Here is an 18,053-nt window from a genome sequence, read left to right on the forward strand (position 1 = left end):
TAGCGAGGAATCTAGGGACATCTGCAAATAACTCCTAATAGCAGGTCTCTCCCATGGTTTCGTTCTCCCGCTCCCTCCTCCTGGCCGGCGTCGCCGCCTGCGCGCTGTCCGGGGCCGCCCGCGCCGAGGAGGCCGATGCGGCCGACGCGCCGACCGTGAGCGGGGTGGTGGTGGAGGGCGCGCGCGCCGAATCGACGGCGGCCACCGGGCTGGACCTGACGCTGAAGGAGACGCCGCAGTCGGTGAGCGTGCTGACCGCCGAGCAGATCGACGCCTTCGCCCTGGACACAGCGAACGACCTTCTGGCCTTCGTGCCCGGGATCAATGTGGAGAAGGTCGAGACCGACCGGACCTATTACAACGCCCGCGGCTTCGACATCACCAACTTCCAGGTGGACGGGCTGGGCCTGCCGCTGATCTGGGGCATCCAGTTCGGCGACCTGGACACGGCGATGTTCGAGAAGGTCGAGGCGGTGAAGGGCGCCAACGCCCTGATGACCGGCACGGGCAACCCCTCGGCCACCATCAACTACGTGCGCAAGCGGCCCACCGACACCTTCCAGGGCGAGCTGTCGGCCCAGATCGGCTCATGGGACGACCGGCGGGTCGAAGCCGACGTCTCCGGTCCGCTGAACGCGGCGGGCACGGTGCGCGGGCGGATGGTGCTGGCCGGCCAGGACCGCGATTCCTACCTCGACCACTACGGCGTCCGGCGCGACGTCGAATACGGCGTGCTCTCCTGGGACGTGACGCCGAGGCTGACCCTGACCGGCGGCTACTCGCGCCAGGACAACCGCGCCACCGGCGTGCTCTGGGGTGCGCTGCCGCTGCTCTACGCCGACGGGACGCGCATCAGCTATCCGACCTCGGCCTCGACCTCGGCCGATTGGACCCACTGGAACGTCGAGGACCAGACCGCCTTCGGCGAGGCGGTCTACGCCTTCGACGGCGGCTGGAAGATCAAGGGCGTGGCCACCTACAAGCGCTTCGAGGAGAACGCCCAACTGCTCTACGCCTACGGCGCGCCGGACCCGGCCACGGGCCTGGGCGTCTACGGCATGAGCGGGATCTATCCCTCGCTCTATGAGCAATACATGGCCGACGTGCAGGCGAGCGGGCCGTTCAGCCTGTTCGGCCGCACCCACGAGCTGGTGGTCGGCGCGCACGCCTCGCGCGCCGAGGGCAAGGAGTGGGAGAACTTCTCCGCCGACACGCTGGTCTATCCGGCGGTGGATGAATGGGGCCAGATGCAGGTGGCCGAGCCGAGCTATCCGGGCGCCTATCTGGCGGCCCGCTCGACCGAGCGGCTGCGCCGGCTCTACGCGGCGGCGCACCTGAACCTGACCGACCGGCTGAAGGCGGTGGCCGGCGTGAGCTGGGCGCAGCTGAAGACCCGCGGCTACTCCTACGGGACCGACACCACGCGCGACGAGGACAAGGCCAGCCCCTACGCCGGCCTGGTGTTCGACCTGACGCCGAACCTGGCGCTCTATGCGAGCTACACCGACATCTTCAATCCGCAGTCCGAGATCGACATCAACCAGCAGCGGCTGGCCCCCGCGCACGGCAAGGCCTACGAGGGCGGGATCAAGAGCCAGTGGCTGGACGGGCGGCTCTACGCCACCGCGGCGGTGTTCAAGTCCGAACAGGACGGCCTGGCCGAGTACGCCGGCGTGCTGCCGAACCTGAAGAGCTACTACGTCGGGGTCGACACCGTCGTGAAGGGCTTCGAGCTGGAGGCGGCGGGGCGGCTGACCGACCGCTGGAGCCTGAACGGCGGCTACACCGACCTGTCGATCGAGGACGGCGACGGAAACACCGCGCGCACCTACATCCCGCGGCGCACCTTCAAGCTGGCCACGACCTATCAGATCCCGGAGCTGCGCAACCTCAAGCTCGGCGCGGCGGTGCGCTGGCAGAGCGACGTCCACATCGTCGACCTGGCGACCATCGAGCAGCCGGCCTGGACCGAGCTGGACCTGAGCGCGGCGGTGGACCTGAGCGACCACGTGCGCGCGACGCTGGTGGTGAAGAACGCCACCGACGAGACGCACCTGACCAGCCTGATGTGGAACCAGTCGTACTACGCCGCGCCACGCAGCGCCTATTTCAAGCTCGCCTACACGTTCTAGGACGATGGCGGACCAGAGCGCCCGAACGGTCCGCGCCGGGGCCGCCCGACTGGAGCGTCCCCGGCTGGCCCTGCGCCAGGCGGTGGGCTTCATGCACCGCTGGGTCGGCCTGTTCATGGCCGGCTTCCTGGTGATCACCGGGCTGACGGGCGCGGTGATCTCGTGGGACCACGAGCTGGACGACCTGCTCAACCCGCAGCTCACCCACGCCCGGACCAAGGGGCCGCCGCTGCCCTCGCTGGCGCTGGCCCGCCAGATCGCCGAGCGCGACCCGCGGGTGTGGGTCACCTATGCGCCCCTGGCGGCCGAGCCGGGCGAGTCCCTGGCTTTCGGCGTCGATCCGAAGATCGACCCGGCGAGCGGCAAGCCCTATGCGACGGGCTACAATCAGGTGTTCGTCGACCCGGCGAGCGGCGAGGAGCTGGGCCGGCGCGAGTGGGGCGCGGCCTGGCCGATCAGCCGCAAGACCTTCGTCTCGTTTCTCTACGTGCTGCACTACAGCCTGCACATCCCGCCGATCGCCGGGATCGACCGCTGGGGGGTCTGGCTCTTGGGCGTGGTGGCGATGCTGTGGACCATCGACTGCTTCGCCGGCTTCTACCTGACCCTGCCGCCGCGACAGGCCAGGACGCGCGAGACCGGGGCCGGGGCGGCGGGATCGGGCGCCAAGGGCGGGTTCTGGGCGCGCTGGGCGCCGGCCTGGCGGATCAAGACGAGCGCCAGCGCCTACCGGATCAACTTCGACATCCACCGCGCCTTCGGCCTGTGGCTGTGGGGCGTTCTGTTCACCGTGGCGTTCACGGCCTTCTCGCTGAACCTCTACAGCGAGGTGTTCTATCCGGCGATGTCGCGCATCTCGCAGGTGACGCCGACGCCGTTCGACGTGCGCACGCCCGCGCCGTTGAACGCGCCGATCCCGCCCAGGAAGACCTACGCCGAGGTGATCGGCCAGGCCCGCCAGGAAGCGGGCCGGCGGGGCTGGACGGCGCCGGCCGGCAGCGCCTTTTACAGCCCCGCCTACGGCGTCTACGGGGTGGCGTTCCACGAGCCCGGCGGCGACCACGGCGAGGCCGGCGTCGGTCCGCCCTACCTCTATTACGACGGGACCAGCGGGGCGTTCCTGGGCGCGCGCGAGCCGTGGAAGGGCACGGCGGCGGACATCTTCGTGCAGGCCCAGTTCCCGCTGCACTCGGGGCGGATCCTGGGGCTGCCCGGCCGCATCCTGATCTCGGCGACGGGGATCGCGGTGGCCGCGCTCAGCATCACTGGGGTCGTCATCTGGCTGCGCAAGCGCCGGGCGCGGCGGATGCGGCGGGTGAGGGCCTAGAACTCCAGCTCCGGGTGGGCGGCGTGGGCCGCCTGGGCTTCCTCGGGCAGGTGGCAGGTGAAGGCCGCGCCGGCGCCCGGCTCGCTCTCCAGGGCCACCCAGCCGCCGTGCAGCTCGGTGAGCGCCTTGACCAGCGCCAGGCCCAGGCCCGGCCCGCCCCGGTCGCGGCCGATGAAGCGGTCGAAGATGTGCGCCTGGACGTGGAAGGGGATGCCGCGGCCGGTGTCGGCCACCTGGAGCTGGATCTCGCCCAGCGCCCGGCGGGCGGAGATGGTGACCTGGCCCTCCGGCGGCGTCTGGCGAAGGGCGTTCTCCATCAGGTGGTCAAGGATCTGGTCGAGGCGATGGCGGTCGCCGCGGATCAGGCCGATGTCGTCCGGATGCTGCACGATCAGCTCGACGCGGCCGGCCTCGGCCTCGCGCGACCAGCGCTGGGCCGCGCCGGAAAGCAGCTCGGCCACGTGCACGTCGCCCACGTCCAGCGCCATCTCGTCGGCGTCGATCTGGGCCATGTCGAGCACGTCGTCGATGGAGCGGGCGAGCTGGGTGGCGGCGGTGCGCACGGCCCCGGCGTGGGCGCGGCCCCGCTCCGACAGGTTCTCGCCGGAGTGCTCCAGGAGCTCGGAATAGCCGATGATGGTGGTGAGCGGCGTGCGCAGCTCATAGGAGACGTTGCCGACGAAGTCGCGCTTCAGCCGCTCGGCCTCGGCCAGGGCCGCCGAGCGGGCGGCCAGCGCGCTCTCCAGCTTGCGCGCGTCGGTGACATCGGTGAAGGCGATCAGGGTCGCCCCGTCCGGCAGGGGGCGGGACTGGTAGACCACGATCCTGGAATCGGAGGTGCGCACCTCGCCGGACATGGGCGCGCGCGCGCCCGGGTCGGGATCGCCCACCCGGCCCTTCAGCTCGCGCCAGAAGGCCTGGTCGTGCAGGCGGCGCACGCACAGCTCCACCACGCCCTCGAAGTCGCCGGCCGCGTCGAGCTGCTGGGCGGTGACGTTCCAGAACTGCTCGAAGGCCTCGTTGTGCAGGCGCAGCCGCCCGTCGGAGCCGAACACGGCGACCGCGTCATTGAGCTTGTCGAGGGTGGCCTGCTGCACCTGGATCTGGGCGTTGTACTGGGCCTTCAGGCGCAGCTCGCCGGTGATGTCGGAGAACAGCAGCAGCATCCCGCCCATCGGGTGGGGCTGGCGCACCACGCGCAGGGTGCGCCCGTCGGGCAGGCTCCACAGCTCGTCGGGCGCGGGGCCGAGGGCCTCGTAGCGGCCGAGCTCGGCGGCCTTCCACTTGGCGTAGTCGGCGGTCTCGGGCAGGCGGCGGCGCTGGCGCAGGCGGTCGAGCACCTCGCCGTGGCTGGGCCGCTCGGCGAGCCAGGCCGGCTCCAGGCCCCACAGCTCGGCGAAGGCGGTGTTGTGGAAGGTCAGCCGCTTGGACTGGGAGAAGATCGCCACGGCGTCGGCGATGTGGTTGAGGGTCTCGTCGTGCGAGGCCACGTGGCGCTTGAGCGCCTCGCGCAGCTCCTCGGCCTCGGTGACGTCGTCGGTCCACACCCCCACGCCGCCGCCCTCCAGCGGCTGGGCGACCACGTGGAAGGCGCGGCGGCGGCCGGCGGCGGCCACCCAGCGCACGGCCTCGCGCACGGTCCCCATGTTGGCGGCCTCGGCGGCCAGCGCCTCCAGGGTGCGGTCGAAGCTCATCGACCGCCTGGCGGCCTCCTCCAGGCTGGCGGCGCCCACCGCCGAAAGCCAGGCGCGGTTGACCCAGGCGGCCGCGCCGTCGGCGGCGGCGATCCAGGCGGGGCTGGGACGAGCGTCGAGGAAGGCGGCGAAGCGCGGCGCGGTGGGCAGGCCGGCGTCCTCGCCGAGCACGGCCGACAGGCGCAGCCAGGCCAGCGCCCCGGCCGCGCGGCCCTCCACCGCCACCACGCCCTTGGGACCGCGCACCTCGAAGGCGCAGGGCTCGCCGCGCTCGAACAGGCCGCGCAGGCGCCGGGCGTGGTCGGGATCGGCCTTGGTGAGCGCGCCCACCAGGGCCTGGGCGTCGGCGCGCTTGAGGCCGAGCGCCTCGGCGCAGACGGCCAGGCTCTCCTCGCCGGAGGCCAGGGCGGCCACGCCGTCCTCCACCGACAGGAGCGCGGAATCGAAGGCTTCGGCCGAGGATTGGGCCGCCGAGGCGCGCGCCTCCAGCTCGGCGATCTGGTCCTGCAGGACCGCCAGCCGTTCCTGGTTCTGACGCCTCTGGATCAGAGCCCAGAGAATCGCGCAGATCGCAAGGCAGATGGACCCTAACGTCGCCGCCAGGATCAGGTGGGGGTCGCTCATTCCAGCTCCGTCGCCGCCTGGCCCGGACTAACTATAACGAATCATCAATCAGGCACGATAGGCCGGCGCAGGCCGTGTCGCACGCCCGCCGCATTCACATGGCCAAGGTTTTTGCGGCGCGATTTTCAGGCGATGATGGGCGCATGACGGCGATCCTCTATCCAGTGGCGACGAGCGGCGAGGCGGCCCTGGCCGCGCCCGCGGGCCGCGCCGCGCGGGCGCGGGAGGCGCAGGCGATCGCCGGCCAGGCCGTGGACTTCGTGACCGAGGCGGTGGGGCCTTCGTTCGCCACGCGCGAGGCGGCGCTGGACGCCTGGGCCGGGCGGCTGGAGGACGAGCGGCCGGGCCACGCCGCGAGCCTGCCGTCGGAGGACCGCTACTGCGTGCTGATGGAGACGGCGCTGGCGCGGCCGCCCGCGCCGGTGAGGCCGGCCTATCGCGACGGGCGCCGCTGGCCGGAGCCGCCGGCCGCGCCGAAGACCGTCTGGCGGCTGCAGGTCTCCTATTGGCGCCCGCAGAGCGCCGAGCGCGAGCTCGAGGCGCCGCAGGCCCGGCAGGCGCGGCGCGGCGTCGGCGAGGGGATGGCGGGCGAGATGCTGCGCGCCCTGACCCGCCAGCCGCTCAGGCCCGTGGAGCCGCAGCGGCCGCTGGACATCGGCCTGTTCGAGACGCGGCTGCCCGAGCGGCCGGACGTGGTCGTGCCCGATGAGTGAAGGGATCGCGCCTGATGAGTGACGCCTGGCCGGGCCAGTCCCGCGCGCCGAGCCTGGACGACCTGGCCGCCCTGGCCGAGGCCGCCTTCGCCGCCCTGCCCGAGACGTTCCGCCTGCAGGCGGGCGAGGTGGTGTTCCGGGTGGACGATTTCGCCGCCGACGAGGTGCTGGACGCCCTGGAACTGGACGATCCGTTCGAGCTGACCGGCCTCTACCACGGGGTGGACCTGCAGCACCGCTCGGTGCTGGACCCCATGCCGCATCCGTCGATGGTGTTCCTCTACCGCCGGCCGATCCTGGACGAGTGGGCCGCCCGCGGCGACGTGACCCTGGCCGAGCTGGTCACCCACGTGCTGATCCACGAGATCGGCCACCACTTCGGCCTGTCTGACGACGACATCCACGCGATCGAAGCCGAGGACTAGGCCCGCGGCTTCGCCGATCGCCGCCGCGTCCGCGTTCATTTCAGCTTCACCAAAATGACGCGTGCGTCACGTTCCTTGACGGCCACCGGAACGTGTGAAATCTTGACATTGATCAAATTCAGCGGCCGGGCGAGCGGCCGCGCAATCAGGGCGAGGAGGACGACCGGATGGCCGCCGACGGGAACATCACCAAGGACATCATCTACGACGCCGTGGCGCCGGACGACTTCGAGTCGATGCTCGAACTCGACCGCTACAACGCCCGCTCGACGGCCTTCGACAAGATCATCTCGGCCACCCACGACCACTTCTGGGATCCGCTCGACAAGAAGTACATCGACTTCGACGAGCCCTTCGACATGGAGAACGAGATGCTCCTGCCGGAGGACATGATCATCTCCATGAACACCGACTACGTCTCCAACCACCTGTCGGACTGGAAGACGCGGGTGCGGTTCGTGAACCAGTCGGCGCTGCGCTCGTTCTCCTCGATCCTGCACGGCGAGCAGGGCGCGCTGAACCTGTCGGCCAGCCTGTGCCACGTCCTGAAGGACCAGGGCGCGCAGGAGTACGCGGCCAACCAGACCCGCGAAGAGGCCCGCCACGTCACCGCCTTCGCCAAGTACATCAAGGCCCGCTGGGGCCGTCCGGTGGAATGCGGCCCGACCCTGAAGGCGCTCTTGGTCGACATCATCGGCAGCCCGGAGGTCTACAAGAAGATCATCGGCATGCAGATGCTGGTGGAGGGCCTGGCGATGGGCGCCTTCGCCACCTTCTTCAACAACATCCGCGACCCGATGGGCAAGAAGCTGCTGCAACTGGTGATGACGGACGAGGCCTTCCACCACAAGTTCGGGAAGATCTGGGCCGACCGCACCATTCCGAAGCTGACGCCCGAGGAGCACGCGATCATCGAGGACTGGGCGGCGCACTGCTTCCAGACCCTCTTGTTCAACCTGGTCTCTCCCAGCCAGCAGCGCGACCTCTATGAGGAGTTCGGCCTGGATCCGGACAAGGTGATCGCCGAGATGGCGGAGATGATCACCGACGAGACGCGCCGGGAGAACATGAAGGAGCAGACCAACATCTTCCGGGTGCTGGTGAAGACCCTGCTCAACGCCGGCATCATCACCGACCGCACCCGCGCCTTCTACGCCACCTATGTGGACATGGACGAGCTGAAGGGCGAGGGCGACCGCATGGTCGGCGACGACATCGCCGAGGAGGGCATCCGGTACCTCCAGGAGATCAACTTCAAGGATCGCGCGCAGCCGATCTCGATCGCCGCCGAGTAGGGGCCCGGTCCGCCGGGAGGCGCGACAGGCGCCTCCCGGATTCGACACCGCCGAAAGTTTTGTCACAATCGAAGCCGATTAAGCCATCGGCGGCGGCGTCTGCGCGATTCGGACGCCTTGATGTCGGCGCCGTCTTGTAGTTCAGCACCTGTTCATCCGCAGTGCCCGAACTTGCCCAAGATGACCACCATGCGCGCAGCCCTCGTCGTCACCCTCGCCGCCGTCGGCCTGATGGCCGCCGGACCCGTGGTGAAAGTCGAGCCCGAAGCCAAGAAGCTCGAGCTGACCAAGATGACCGGCCGCTGGTACGAGGTGGCGCGGATCCCCAACAGCATCCAGAGCAACTGCGAGGCCGCCACCTCGGACTGGCGCAAGACGCCCCAGGGCTACGCGGTGGTGCAGACCTGCCACAAGAACACGCCCGACGGGCCGACCGTGGAGTGGAAGGGCAAGGCCCAGGTGGCCAATCCCGGCGACAACACCCGCTTCAAGATGAGCTTCTTCGGCGGCCTGGTGAGCCAGGAATACTGGGTGCTGGCGCACCGGCCGGACGAGGGCTGGCTGATCCTGTCCACGCCGAACGGCCAGCACATGTGGCTGATGTCGCAGCGGCCCTCGCTCGCCGCCTCAGTCAAGGCCGAGGCCCTGGCGCGGGCGCGCCAGCTCGGCTTCGACGTCGGCCTGCTGGAATTCCCCGAGCAGACGCGCAACTGAGCCCAGCCGCGCGGGTCCGCGGCGGTTCCTCGCGCTCGGCCCCCCGAATCCGGCCCCTTGAATCCGGAACGAAGACGGAACAAGGTGGGCCGATGGATATACCGGCCAGCCTCGCCGCCTCGCGGCCCGAGATCACCGCGGCGGTGACCCGCGGGGCCGCGCGCCTGCTGGCGGACCTCGGCCACGCGCCGCTGGCGGAGGTGACCCTGCCGAACGGGCGGCGCGCCGACCTGATGGCCCTGGACCGCAAGGGGCGGATCTTCATCGTGGAAGTGAAGTCCTCGATCGAGGACTTCCGCGCCGACGCCAAGTGGCACGAGTACCTGCCGTTCTGCGACGCCTTCGCCTTCGCCGTGGCCCCGGAGTTCCCGCGCGAGGTGCTGCCCGAGGCGCCGGGGCTGATCATCGCCGACGGCTTCGGCGGGGCGGTGCTGCGCGAGGCCCCGGCCACGCCCCTGGCGGGGGCGCGGCGCAAGGCGCTGACCCTGTCGTTCGCCAGGCTCGCGGCGCTGCGCGCGGCCGGCGTGGCGGCCTGGACGCTGGAGCTGTAGCGTTCTCTTCGTCTTCCCCGGGCTTGTCCCGGGGACCCAGCCCGACGCATCGACGCCGCACGGCGTCGGGTTGGATGGCCGGGACAAGCCCGGCCATGACGATCCCTCTTGAGGGCCTAAGCCGCCCTCAGACGTCCGTCGGGAAGCCCTTGTCGCGCAGGTAGGCCTTCACGTCCGGATCGCGGCCGCGGAAGGCGCGGTAGCCCTCGGCCGGGTCGACGGTGTTGCCCACGGCCATGACGTGGTCGTGCAGGCGCTTGGCCACGGCCTTGTCGTACATGCCGCCGGGCGCCTCCTCGAACGCTTCCACCGCGTCGAGCGCCAGCACCTCGGCCCACAGGTAGCTGTAGTAGCCGGCCGAATAGCCGTCGTCGGCGAAGATGTGGGCGAACTGCGGGGTGCGGTGGCGCATGGGCAGCTCGTCGGGCATGCCGAGCTTCTTCAGCTCCTCGCGCTCGAAGGCGTCCGGATCGATGTCGGCGTCGCCGGCCAGGTGCAGCTTCATGTCGATCAGCGCCGAGGCCAGGTACTCGGTCACGTCGAAGCCCTTGCGGAAGGTGTGGGCGCGGTCGATCTTGGCCACGAGTTCGTCGGGGATCGGCTTGCCGGTCTGGTAGTGCAGGGCGAACTGCTCCAGCACCGGCTTGGTGGGCAGCCAGTGCTCGTTCACCTGGCTGGGGAACTCCACATAGTCGCGGAAGACGTTGGTCCCCGACAGCGACGGATAGGCCACCTGCGAGTTCAGGCCATGGATGGCGTGGCCGAACTCGTGGAACATGGTGGTGGCGTCGTCCCAGGAGACCAGCAGCGGCGCGCCGGCCACGCCCCTCACGAAGTTGGCGTTGTTGGAGACGATGGTGGCGACGGGGCCGTCGAACGTCTCCTGCTCGCGGTAGGCGTTCATCCAGGCGCCGGAGCGCTTGCCGGGGCGGGCGTAGGGATCGAAGTACCAAAGGCCCCGGTGCGAGCCGTCGGCGGCCTTGACCTCGAAGACGCGGATGTCGGGCTGGGCGACGGGCACGCCCTGCACCTGGGTGAAGGAGAAGCCGTAGATCTGGCCGGCGGCCCAGAACATCCCCTCGCGCAGCTTCTCAAGCTGCAGGTACGGCTTCACCTCGTTCATATCCAGGTCGTAGCGGGCCTGGCGCACCTTCTCGGCGTAGTAGCGGTAGTCCCAGGGGGCGATCTTGACGTTCGCCCCCTCCTTGTCGGCGATCGCCTGCATCTCGGCGACCTCCTGGTGGACGCGGGCGACGGCCGAGGGCCAGACCCGCATCATCAGCTCCATGGTCGCGTCCGGCGTCTTGGCCATGCTGTTGTCGGCCAGCTTCCAGTGGGCGTGGGTGGGGAAGCCCATCAGCTTGGCCCGCTCGGCGCGCAGCTTGAGGATCTTCTTGATGACGGCGTTGTTGTCGTGGGCGTCGCCGTTGTCGCCGCGGCTGTAGTAGGTGCGCCAGACCTTCTCGCGCAGGTCGCGGCGGTCGGAATAGGTGAGGAACGGGTCCATCGACGAGCGGGTGTTGAGGATCGCCCAGGCGCCCTTCCTGCCCCGGTCGGCGGCGGCCGCGGCGGCGGCGGCGCGCAGGTCGGCCGGCAGGCCGGCCAGCTCGTCCTCGCTGGTCAGGTAGAGGACGTAGTCGGTCTCGTCGGCCAGGAGGTTCTGGCTGAAGGTGGTGAAGTGGCCGGCCAGCTCGGTGTTGATCTCGGCCACCCGCGCCTTGTCGGCGGCCGACAGCTTGGCGCCGGCGCGCACGAAGCGGGTGTAGTAGAGCCACACCAGCCGCTGCTGCTCGGGGGTGAGGCTGGCGCTCGCGGGGTCGTCGTGCACGGCGGCGATGCGTTTGAACAGGGCCGCGTTCTGCAGGATCTTGTCGGAGTGGGCGGCCAGCTTCGGCTCCATCTCCTGCTCGACCTTCTGCATGGCCTCGTCGTCCATGGTGCTCGTCCAGACCCCGTAGAGGGCGTAGACGCGCGAGCTCATCCGGCCCGAGCGCTCCATGGCGGCGATGGTGTTGTCGAAGCTGGGCGCGGCGGGATTGTTCGCGATGGCGTCGACATCGGCCAGCTCGGCGGCCATGGCCGTCTCGAGGGCGGGCGCGAAGCCGGCGACCTCGACCTTGTCGAAGGGCGGCACGCCGCCGTAGGGGCCGGTCCACGGCGCGGTCATGGGACCAGCCGCGTCAGCGGCGAAGGCGGGGCGAAAGGACATAGCGGAAGCGGCGGCGAGCGCGGTGCTCGCGGCCAGGAAGGTGCGCCGATGCATGGGGGCTCCGAAAAGGTCGAATTGGCGGCGACCTTAGGGGGCTCGTCACGCGGCGTCACATGACAGGCTTGTAATGTGACGGATCAATCCGCGGCCCGCCGGGCGATCTCGGCGGTCAGCGCCTCGGCCTCGCCGGCGGCCAGGCCCAGGCCGGCCAGGATCAGCGCCGTGACGCCGACGGCGTGGTTGGCGGGGGCGGTCAGGGTGAGCACGTCGTGGATCGCCATGCGCACCGCGCCGGTGACCAGGGTGCGCGCGCTGCGCGGGTCGACCCGGCGGAAGCGGCCGCGGGCCAGGCCGTCGGTGATCGCCTGGTCGAAGACGTCCGGGTCGTCTGGCGAGCGCGTGGGGCGCAGGCGCTCCAGGCGCAGGGCCGCCCAGGCGTCGGTGGGATTGCGGCCGGCGTAGATGATCAGGCTGAGGCACAGGCCGGCGAGCCGGCCGGCGGGATCGTCGACGCCGTCCAGGGCGGTCTGCACGCTTTGGGTGGCGCGCCGCAGGATCAGCCGCCGCACGCCGTCGAGCAGGTCGGCGGCCGTGGGGAAGTAGTTGTAGACGGTGCCGCGGGCCACGCCGGCGGCCGCGGCGTAGTCCTCGATGGACGCCGCCTCGGGCCCCTTTTCGGCGATGACCTCCAGCGCCGCGTCAAGCAGCTTGGCGCGCGTCTGCCGGCGCCGGAGTTCGGCGTTGGCCGCGCGGGCCTCGAGATTGACCTTGATCGGCGCGCGCCGCGTCACGCGGCTTTGCGCAGGATGTCGAGGACGCCGCCGGCGGCGGCCAGGGACGTCGGCTCCTTCTGCGCCTGCAGCTCGTCGACCTCGCTGGCGAGGGCGTCGCGCACGATGGCGGCGGCGTGCGGCGACAGGGCCATGAGCGCGTTGATGGAGGCGCGGCTGAGCGCAAGCGCAAGCTGGGTGTCGACGTCGACGCTGACTTCCCAGGGCGTAGGCTCGGCGGCTACGGCCTTTTTCTTGGGCCGCATGGGGGGGCGGAAGATCATTCTGGCTTAACGTGGGGCTGTGGCGCACGGCAGGCGCGCGATTGTTGCGGCGCATATAAGTCGGAATGACAATGGCGTCAATATGACGGTCATGCGCAATACCGAAAAACTTCGCCTGTGAGGCGAGGGCCGGCGGCCGCGCGACGGGGCGGCCCGGCTCGCCACTGGACGCTCGCCGCGATGCTCGTTAAGCGCGGGACATGGCCATCGGCGTGTTCGATTCTGGGGTGGGCGGGCTGACGATCCACCGAACGCTCGTGGAGCGGCTGCCGCACGCCGACTTCATCTATCTGGGCGACCAGGCCAACATCCCCTACGGCGGGCGAAGCGGCGAGGAGATCGTCGAGCTGACCCGCGCCGGGTGCGAGCGGCTGTTCGACGCCGGCTGCAGCCTGGTGGTGCTGGCCTGCAACACCGCCTCGGGCGTGGCGCTGCGCCGGCTGCAGCAGACCTGGCTGCCGGACTACCGCAAGGCGCTGGGCCGGCCGGTGAACGTGCTGGGCATCATCGTGCCGACCATCGAGGCGGCGACCGGCCTGCCCTGGGAGCACGAGGCCGAGCGGCGCGGCGAGAAGGTGGAGAAGCTGGACGTGCTGGCGGTGTTCTGCACGCCCGCCACCGCCAGGAGCCGGGTCTACGAGATCGAGATCGACAAGCGCCGCCAGGACGTGGCGGTGTTCTCCGAGCCCTGTCCGAACATCGTGCCGCTGATCGAGTCCGGCGCGGGGGCGGCGGAGCTGGCCAAGGAGGTGGAGGGCCACGTCAAGGCGATCTCCACGCGGATCGGCCGGCCGCCCGACCGGGCGATCCTGGGCTGCACGCACTATGAGATCATCGCCGACCTGTTCCGCGCGGCCCTGCCGCCGGGCACGCCGCTGATCCACCAGCCGGGCGCGACGGCCGACGCCCTGATCCGCTATCTGGAGCGGCATCCGGAGTACGAGGCCGGGACCGGCGGGCTTCGCCGCTTCCTGACCACGGGCAGGCCGGGCGCGCAGCACGAGCTGGTCGAGGCGTTCTGGGGCGGGCCCTTGAGCTTCGAGCAGGCTTGAGGCGCGGCCCTCTTCCAAAGCTCGGTCGATAGCTTCTGGCGTTCTGATAGAGCGCGCCTATATTCGGCCGGATGCTTCCGACACTGCGACAGCTACAGTACCTGAAGGCGCTGGCGGAGCACGGCTCGTTCGGCCGTGCGGCGGAGGCGGCGCACGTGACCCAGCCGACCCTGTCGGCCGGCATCCAGGAGCTGGAGAAGATCCTGGGCGCGCCGGTGGTGGACCGGGCGCGTTCGGGCGTGATCCTGACGCCGGTGGGCTCGGAGGCGCTGCGGCGCGCGGCGGTGATCCTCAACGAGGCCGAGGCCCTGGTGCAGGCGGCCAAGAACGCCGGCCAGCCGCTGACCGGGCGTTTCCGCCTGGGCGTGATCCCGACGGTGGCCCCGTTCCTGTTGCCCCGCGCGCTGCCGGTGCTGCGCCAGCGGTTCCCGGCGCTGCGGCTGTTCCTGCGCGAGGACCTGACCCACCGGCTGATCGCGGCGCTGAAGGCCGGGCAACTGGACGCGGTGCTGATCGCCCTGCCCTACGACATGGCGGGCCTGGACTGGGCGCACGTGTCCGACGACGAGCTCATGGCCGCCGCGCCGGCCGACCACCCGCTGGCCAGCCAGAGCGAGATCCTGCCCTCGTCGATGGAGAACGGCGACCTGATCCTGCTGGAGGACGGCCACTGCCTGCGCGACCATGCGCTGGCCGCCTGCGGTCTGCGTCCGCCGCGGCCGACCGGCGACGAGGAGAGCTTCGCGGCCACCTCCCTGCCGACCCTGGTGCAGATGGTCGGCTCCGGCCTGGGCGTCAGTTTCCTGCCGGCGATGGCGGTGAACGCCGGGCTGACCGATTCCGCGCCGGTGGCGGTGCGGCCGCTGGCCGCCGACCACCCCAGCCGCGAGATCGTGGTGGCCTGGCGCGCGGGCTCCAGCCGCGCCTCGGAAGGCCGGCTGCTGGCCGAGGTGCTGCAGTCGGTCTAGGCCAGCTGGCGGATCGCGAGTTCGGCGCGAGCCCCTTCCACCGCTCCGCGGTCCCCCTCCCCCAGAGGGGGAGGAGAATTTGCGGCGGCGCAGTTTCGATCTCCTCCCCCGCGGAGCGGTGGAGGGGGTGACGCTGAGACTGGGCTTGGAACGCGGCCGTCAGCCGTAGCGGAGCTTGCCGAGGGCGGCGGCGACGTCGCGCAGGGCGTCCTGCGGCTTCAGGCCCGCCTTCCATTTCTCGAAGGCCATGACGTTGTCGATGCGGGCGTCGACGAAGGCCATGGCCGCGTCCTTGCCGTCCTTCAGGCGGATGGCGAGGGCCCCGGCGAGGATCGCCGAGAGGATCGTGCGCTTGGAGTAGTGGTTCTCGTCGGTGGCCGTGTCGCCGGCCCAGCGCCAGAGCTTGTCGGCGCTGTCCCACAGAAGGCGCAGCGCCAGCGGCAGGTGATGCGGCAGGGCCAGGAAGCCGGCCCAGCGGCGCAGGGCCTCGGGGCTCTCGGTCGCCGCGTCCAGGTGGGCCTCGACGGCCCGGCGGATGCGCTGGCGGATTTTCAGGGCCTGGACGTCGACCGCCGCCAGCTCGGCGAGGGCGCGCGCGTCGTGCCGCCGGGCGAGCAGGGCGGCCAGGTCGGCGCCGCCGTTGGGCAGCAGCAGTTCGACATCGGCGTCGGAGAGGCCGCAGGCGCGGCCGGCGGCGCCGGCGGCGGGCCGCGTCCAGCCCAGAGCCGGCGCCAGCTCCAGCGCCTTGTCCAGCACACGGTCTTCGGCCTCGCGGGCCCAGGCGTCGGGATCGATCATGCCCCATTCTAGCGTGGTGAATTGGCGCCGTCTCGCCGTGGACATCGCCGGCTTGTTCTGGTATCAGCGCCGCTTCCAACCCGTGGGTTTCCGCCTTCGGGCCACCTGTTTTTGTTCGCTCGCCGCCTTCGGGACCGTTTGGCCGAGCGGGAGCGACCAAAGGAGAGAGACCCCTGGTTCAGATTTTCGTCCGCGACAACAACGTCGACCAAGCCCTGAAGGCGCTTAAGAAGAAGATGCAGCGCGAGGGCTCGTTCCGCGAGATGAAGCGCCACGTCCACTATGAAAAGCCCTCCGAAAAGCGCGCGCGCCAAAAGGCCGAGGCGGTCCGCCGGGCCCGCAAGCTGGCCCGCAAGCGCGCCCAGCGCGAAGGCCTGATCGCCGGCCCGAAGAAGCCGTCGCGCTAAACCGGGTGTCCGGATCACCGGATCTGAAGGCCGTGCGGATCGCCGCGCGGCCTTTCTGCGTTTCTGGAGCCGGATTCGGGACCACGACGGGGGCGCCGGCGCGATGTTCGGTCGCGGGTGGCGCGCGCCTTGCTGGTGAAACCCCCGCCGGCGTCCTATCTTTAGCCGGAATGAGTTTCTGCGAGACGGTCTAAGCCATCATGAACCTACGCAATCTCGCCATCTGGGGCGTCATCGTCGTCGTCCTGATCGGCCTTTACAGCATGATGACGGGGGGCGGGCATGCGGCCGCCACCAGCGAGATCAGCTATTCGCAGCTCCTTAGCCGCGTGAATTCCGGCCAGGTGAAGTCGGCGGTGATCCGCGGCGCGGCCGTGGAGGTGCGCGACCAGTCCGGCAAGACCTATACGGCGGTGACGCCCAGCAACCAGGACGACCTGGTCAAGCGGCTGGAAAGCCAGGGCGCTGACATCCAGGTCAAGCCGGCCGGCGGCTTCACCGTGCTGGACTTCCTCTTGAACAGCCTGCCGATCCTGCTCTTGATCGGCGTGTGGATCTTCTTCATGCGCCAGATGCAGGGCGGCGCGCGCGGGGCCATGGGCTTCGGCAAGTCCAAGGCCCGGCTGCTGACCGAGAACAAGAACCGCGTCACCTTCGAGGACGTGGCCGGCGTGGACGAGGCCAAGGAAGAGCTGACCGAGATCGTCGACTTCCTGAAGGACCCGCAGAAGTTCCAGCGCCTGGGCGGCAAGATCCCGAAGGGCGCCCTGCTGGTCGGCCCGCCCGGCACCGGCAAGACCTTGCTGGCGCGCGCCGTGGCCGGCGAGGCGGGCGTGCCGTTCTTCACCATCTCCGGCTCTGACTTCGTGGAGATGTTCGTCGGCGTCGGCGCCAGCCGCGTGCGCGACATGTTCGAACAGGCCAAGAAGAACGCGCCCTGCATCATCTTCATCGACGAGATCGACGCGGTCGGCCGCCATCGCGGCGCGGGCCTGGGCGGCGGCAACGACGAGCGCGAGCAGACCCTGAACCAGCTCCTGGTCGAGATGGACGGCTTCGAGGCCAACGAGGGGATCATCCTGATCGCCGCCACCAACCGGCCCGACGTGCTGGACCCGGCGCTGCTGCGCCCCGGCCGCTTCGACCGCCAGGTGGTGGTGCCCAACCCGGACATCACCGGCCGCGAGCGGATCCTGCGCGTGCACATGAAGAACGTGCCGCTGGCCGCCGACGTGGACGTCAGGGTGATCGCCCGCGGCACGCCCGGCTTCTCCGGCGCGGACCTGTCGAACCTGGTCAACGAGGCGGCCCTGATGGCCGCGCGCAAGAACCGCCGCATGGTGACCATGCGCGACTTCGAGGACGCCAAGGACAAGGTGATGATGGGCGCCGAGCGGCGCTCCATGGCCATGACCGAGGACGAGAAGCGCCTGACCGCCTACCACGAGGGCGGCCACGCCCTGGTGGCGCTGAACGTGCCGGCCACCGACCCGGTGCACAAGGCGACCATCATCCCGCGCGGCCGGGCCCTCGGCATGGTCATGCAGCTTCCCGAGCGGGACAAGCTGTCGATGACCTACGAGCAGATGACCTCGCGCCTGGCGATCCTGATGGGCGGCCGGGTGGCCGAGGAGATCATCTTCGGCAAGGACAAGATCACCTCCGGCGCCTCGTCGGACATCGACCAGGCGACCAAGCTCGCCCGGGCGATGGTCACCAAGTGGGGCTACTCGGACAAGCTGGGCGTGGTGGCCTACGGCGAGAACCAGGACGAGGTGTTCCTGGGTCATTCGGTGAGCCGCACCCAGAACGTCTCCGAAGAGACCGCCCGGGTGATCGACGCCGAGGTCAAGCGCCTGGTGCAGGGCGGCTTCGACGAGGCCCGCCGGATCCTGACCGAAAAGCTGACCGACCTGCACACCCTGGCCAAGGCCCTGCTCGAGTACGAGACCCTGACCGGCGACGAGATCGTCAACGCGCTGAAGGGCGTGGCCCCCAAGCGCGACGAGCCGGAGACCAAGCGTCCGAGCGGCCCCAGCGCCGCCGTGCCGATCTCGCCGCGTCCCGGCGCGGAGCCGGCGTAGCCGTCA

16 protein-coding genes are annotated in these 18,053 nt (G+C 70.4%); 11 read left to right on the forward strand and 5 right to left on the reverse strand.

Features of this window, described 5'->3' with window-relative positions:
- Window positions 1–53: 53 nt before the first annotated feature.
- Window positions 54–2,132: a TonB-dependent siderophore receptor gene (locus ACE3TA_RS11585; protein ID WP_374573761.1), complete on the forward strand. Its 2,079-nt coding sequence runs from the start codon at window positions 54–56 to the stop codon at window positions 2,130–2,132.
- Between the two features lie 4 nt (window positions 2,133–2,136).
- Window positions 2,137–3,459: a PepSY-associated TM helix domain-containing protein gene (locus ACE3TA_RS11590; RefSeq protein WP_374573763.1), complete on the forward strand. Its 1,323-nt coding sequence runs from the start codon at window positions 2,137–2,139 to the stop codon at window positions 3,457–3,459.
- Here ACE3TA_RS11590 and ACE3TA_RS11595 read toward each other — a convergent pair.
- Window positions 3,456–5,777, reverse strand: coding sequence for a PAS-domain containing protein (locus ACE3TA_RS11595; RefSeq protein WP_374573765.1), 2,322 nt, complete (start codon window positions 5,775–5,777; stop codon window positions 3,456–3,458). The two genes, ACE3TA_RS11590 and ACE3TA_RS11595, sit on opposite strands and share 4 nt — an antisense overlap.
- Window positions 5,778–5,920: 143 nt before the next feature.
- On the opposite strand from ACE3TA_RS11595, the gene ACE3TA_RS11600 reads away from it, so the two are divergent.
- The 5 genes from ACE3TA_RS11600 (at window position 5,921) to mmcB (ending at window position 9,475) form a co-directional block, all read left to right on the forward strand.
- Entirely contained in the window at window positions 5,921–6,490 is a 570-nt protein-coding gene (locus ACE3TA_RS11600; RefSeq protein WP_374573767.1) for a hypothetical protein, read from the forward strand.
- Between the two features lie 14 nt (window positions 6,491–6,504).
- The gene (locus ACE3TA_RS11605; protein WP_374573769.1) at window positions 6,505–6,915 is read left to right on the forward strand and encodes a metallopeptidase family protein; all 411 of its coding nucleotides are present in this window, start codon (window positions 6,505–6,507) and stop codon (window positions 6,913–6,915) included.
- 167 nt (window positions 6,916–7,082) lie between these two features.
- Window positions 7,083–8,210, forward strand: a complete 1,128-nt coding sequence (locus tag ACE3TA_RS11610; protein ID WP_374573771.1) for a ferritin-like domain-containing protein — start codon at window positions 7,083–7,085, stop codon at window positions 8,208–8,210.
- 189 nt (window positions 8,211–8,399) lie between these two features.
- Window positions 8,400–8,924 (forward strand): lipocalin family protein, encoded by a 525-nt coding sequence (locus ACE3TA_RS11615; RefSeq protein WP_374573773.1) that lies wholly within the window; start codon window positions 8,400–8,402, stop codon window positions 8,922–8,924.
- Between the two features lie 92 nt (window positions 8,925–9,016).
- Window positions 9,017–9,475, forward strand: coding sequence for a DNA repair putative endonuclease MmcB (gene mmcB, locus ACE3TA_RS11620; protein ID WP_374573775.1), 459 nt, complete (start codon window positions 9,017–9,019; stop codon window positions 9,473–9,475).
- Window positions 9,476–9,602: 127 nt separating this feature from the next.
- On the opposite strand, the gene ACE3TA_RS11625 is transcribed toward mmcB, so the two are convergent.
- The 3 genes from ACE3TA_RS11625 to ACE3TA_RS11635 all read right to left on the reverse strand — a co-directional run bounded on the left by ACE3TA_RS11625 (window position 9,603) and on the right by ACE3TA_RS11635 (window position 12,720).
- Window positions 9,603–11,738, reverse strand: a complete 2,136-nt coding sequence (locus ACE3TA_RS11625) for a M3 family metallopeptidase (RefSeq protein ID WP_374573777.1) — start codon at window positions 11,736–11,738, stop codon at window positions 9,603–9,605.
- An 83-nt stretch (window positions 11,739–11,821) separates the two neighbouring features.
- Complete coding sequence (locus ACE3TA_RS11630) at window positions 11,822–12,475, reverse strand: TetR/AcrR family transcriptional regulator (protein ID WP_374573779.1); 654 nt, start codon at window positions 12,473–12,475, stop codon at window positions 11,822–11,824.
- Window positions 12,472–12,720 (reverse strand): hypothetical protein, encoded by a 249-nt coding sequence (locus ACE3TA_RS11635; protein ID WP_374573781.1) that lies wholly within the window; start codon window positions 12,718–12,720, stop codon window positions 12,472–12,474. The genes ACE3TA_RS11630 and ACE3TA_RS11635 overlap by 4 nt, the downstream gene beginning before the upstream one ends.
- Before the next feature lie 218 nt (window positions 12,721–12,938).
- Here ACE3TA_RS11635 and ACE3TA_RS11640 point away from each other — a divergent pair, with 218 nt between their 5' ends.
- Both ACE3TA_RS11640 and ACE3TA_RS11645 read left to right on the forward strand, forming a co-directional pair.
- Window positions 12,939–13,790, forward strand: a complete 852-nt coding sequence (locus tag ACE3TA_RS11640) for a glutamate racemase (protein ID WP_374573782.1) — start codon at window positions 12,939–12,941, stop codon at window positions 13,788–13,790.
- Between the two features lie 71 nt (window positions 13,791–13,861).
- A complete protein-coding gene (locus tag ACE3TA_RS11645; RefSeq protein ID WP_374573784.1) occupies window positions 13,862–14,758 on the forward strand; it encodes a hydrogen peroxide-inducible genes activator in 897 nt (298 codons plus the stop codon).
- Between the two features lie 159 nt (window positions 14,759–14,917).
- On the opposite strand, the gene ACE3TA_RS11650 is transcribed toward ACE3TA_RS11645, so the two are convergent.
- On the reverse strand, window positions 14,918–15,556 hold the full coding sequence (locus tag ACE3TA_RS11650) for a COQ9 family protein (protein ID WP_374573787.1): 639 nt from the start codon (window positions 15,554–15,556) through the stop codon (window positions 14,918–14,920).
- Window positions 15,557–15,729: 173 nt separating this feature from the next.
- Between ACE3TA_RS11650 and rpsU the strand changes: the two genes are divergently transcribed.
- The gene (rpsU, locus tag ACE3TA_RS11655; protein WP_374574806.1) at window positions 15,730–15,963 is read left to right on the forward strand and encodes a 30S ribosomal protein S21; all 234 of its coding nucleotides are present in this window, start codon (window positions 15,730–15,732) and stop codon (window positions 15,961–15,963) included.
- A gap of 200 nt (window positions 15,964–16,163) precedes the next feature.
- Window positions 16,164–18,047, forward strand: coding sequence for an ATP-dependent zinc metalloprotease FtsH (ftsH, locus tag ACE3TA_RS11660; RefSeq protein ID WP_374573789.1), 1,884 nt, complete (start codon window positions 16,164–16,166; stop codon window positions 18,045–18,047).
- Window positions 18,048–18,053 lie beyond the last annotated feature (6 nt).

The organism is Phenylobacterium sp. (genome assembly GCF_041916435.1).
Lineage (GTDB): Bacteria > Pseudomonadota > Alphaproteobacteria > Caulobacterales > Caulobacteraceae > Phenylobacterium.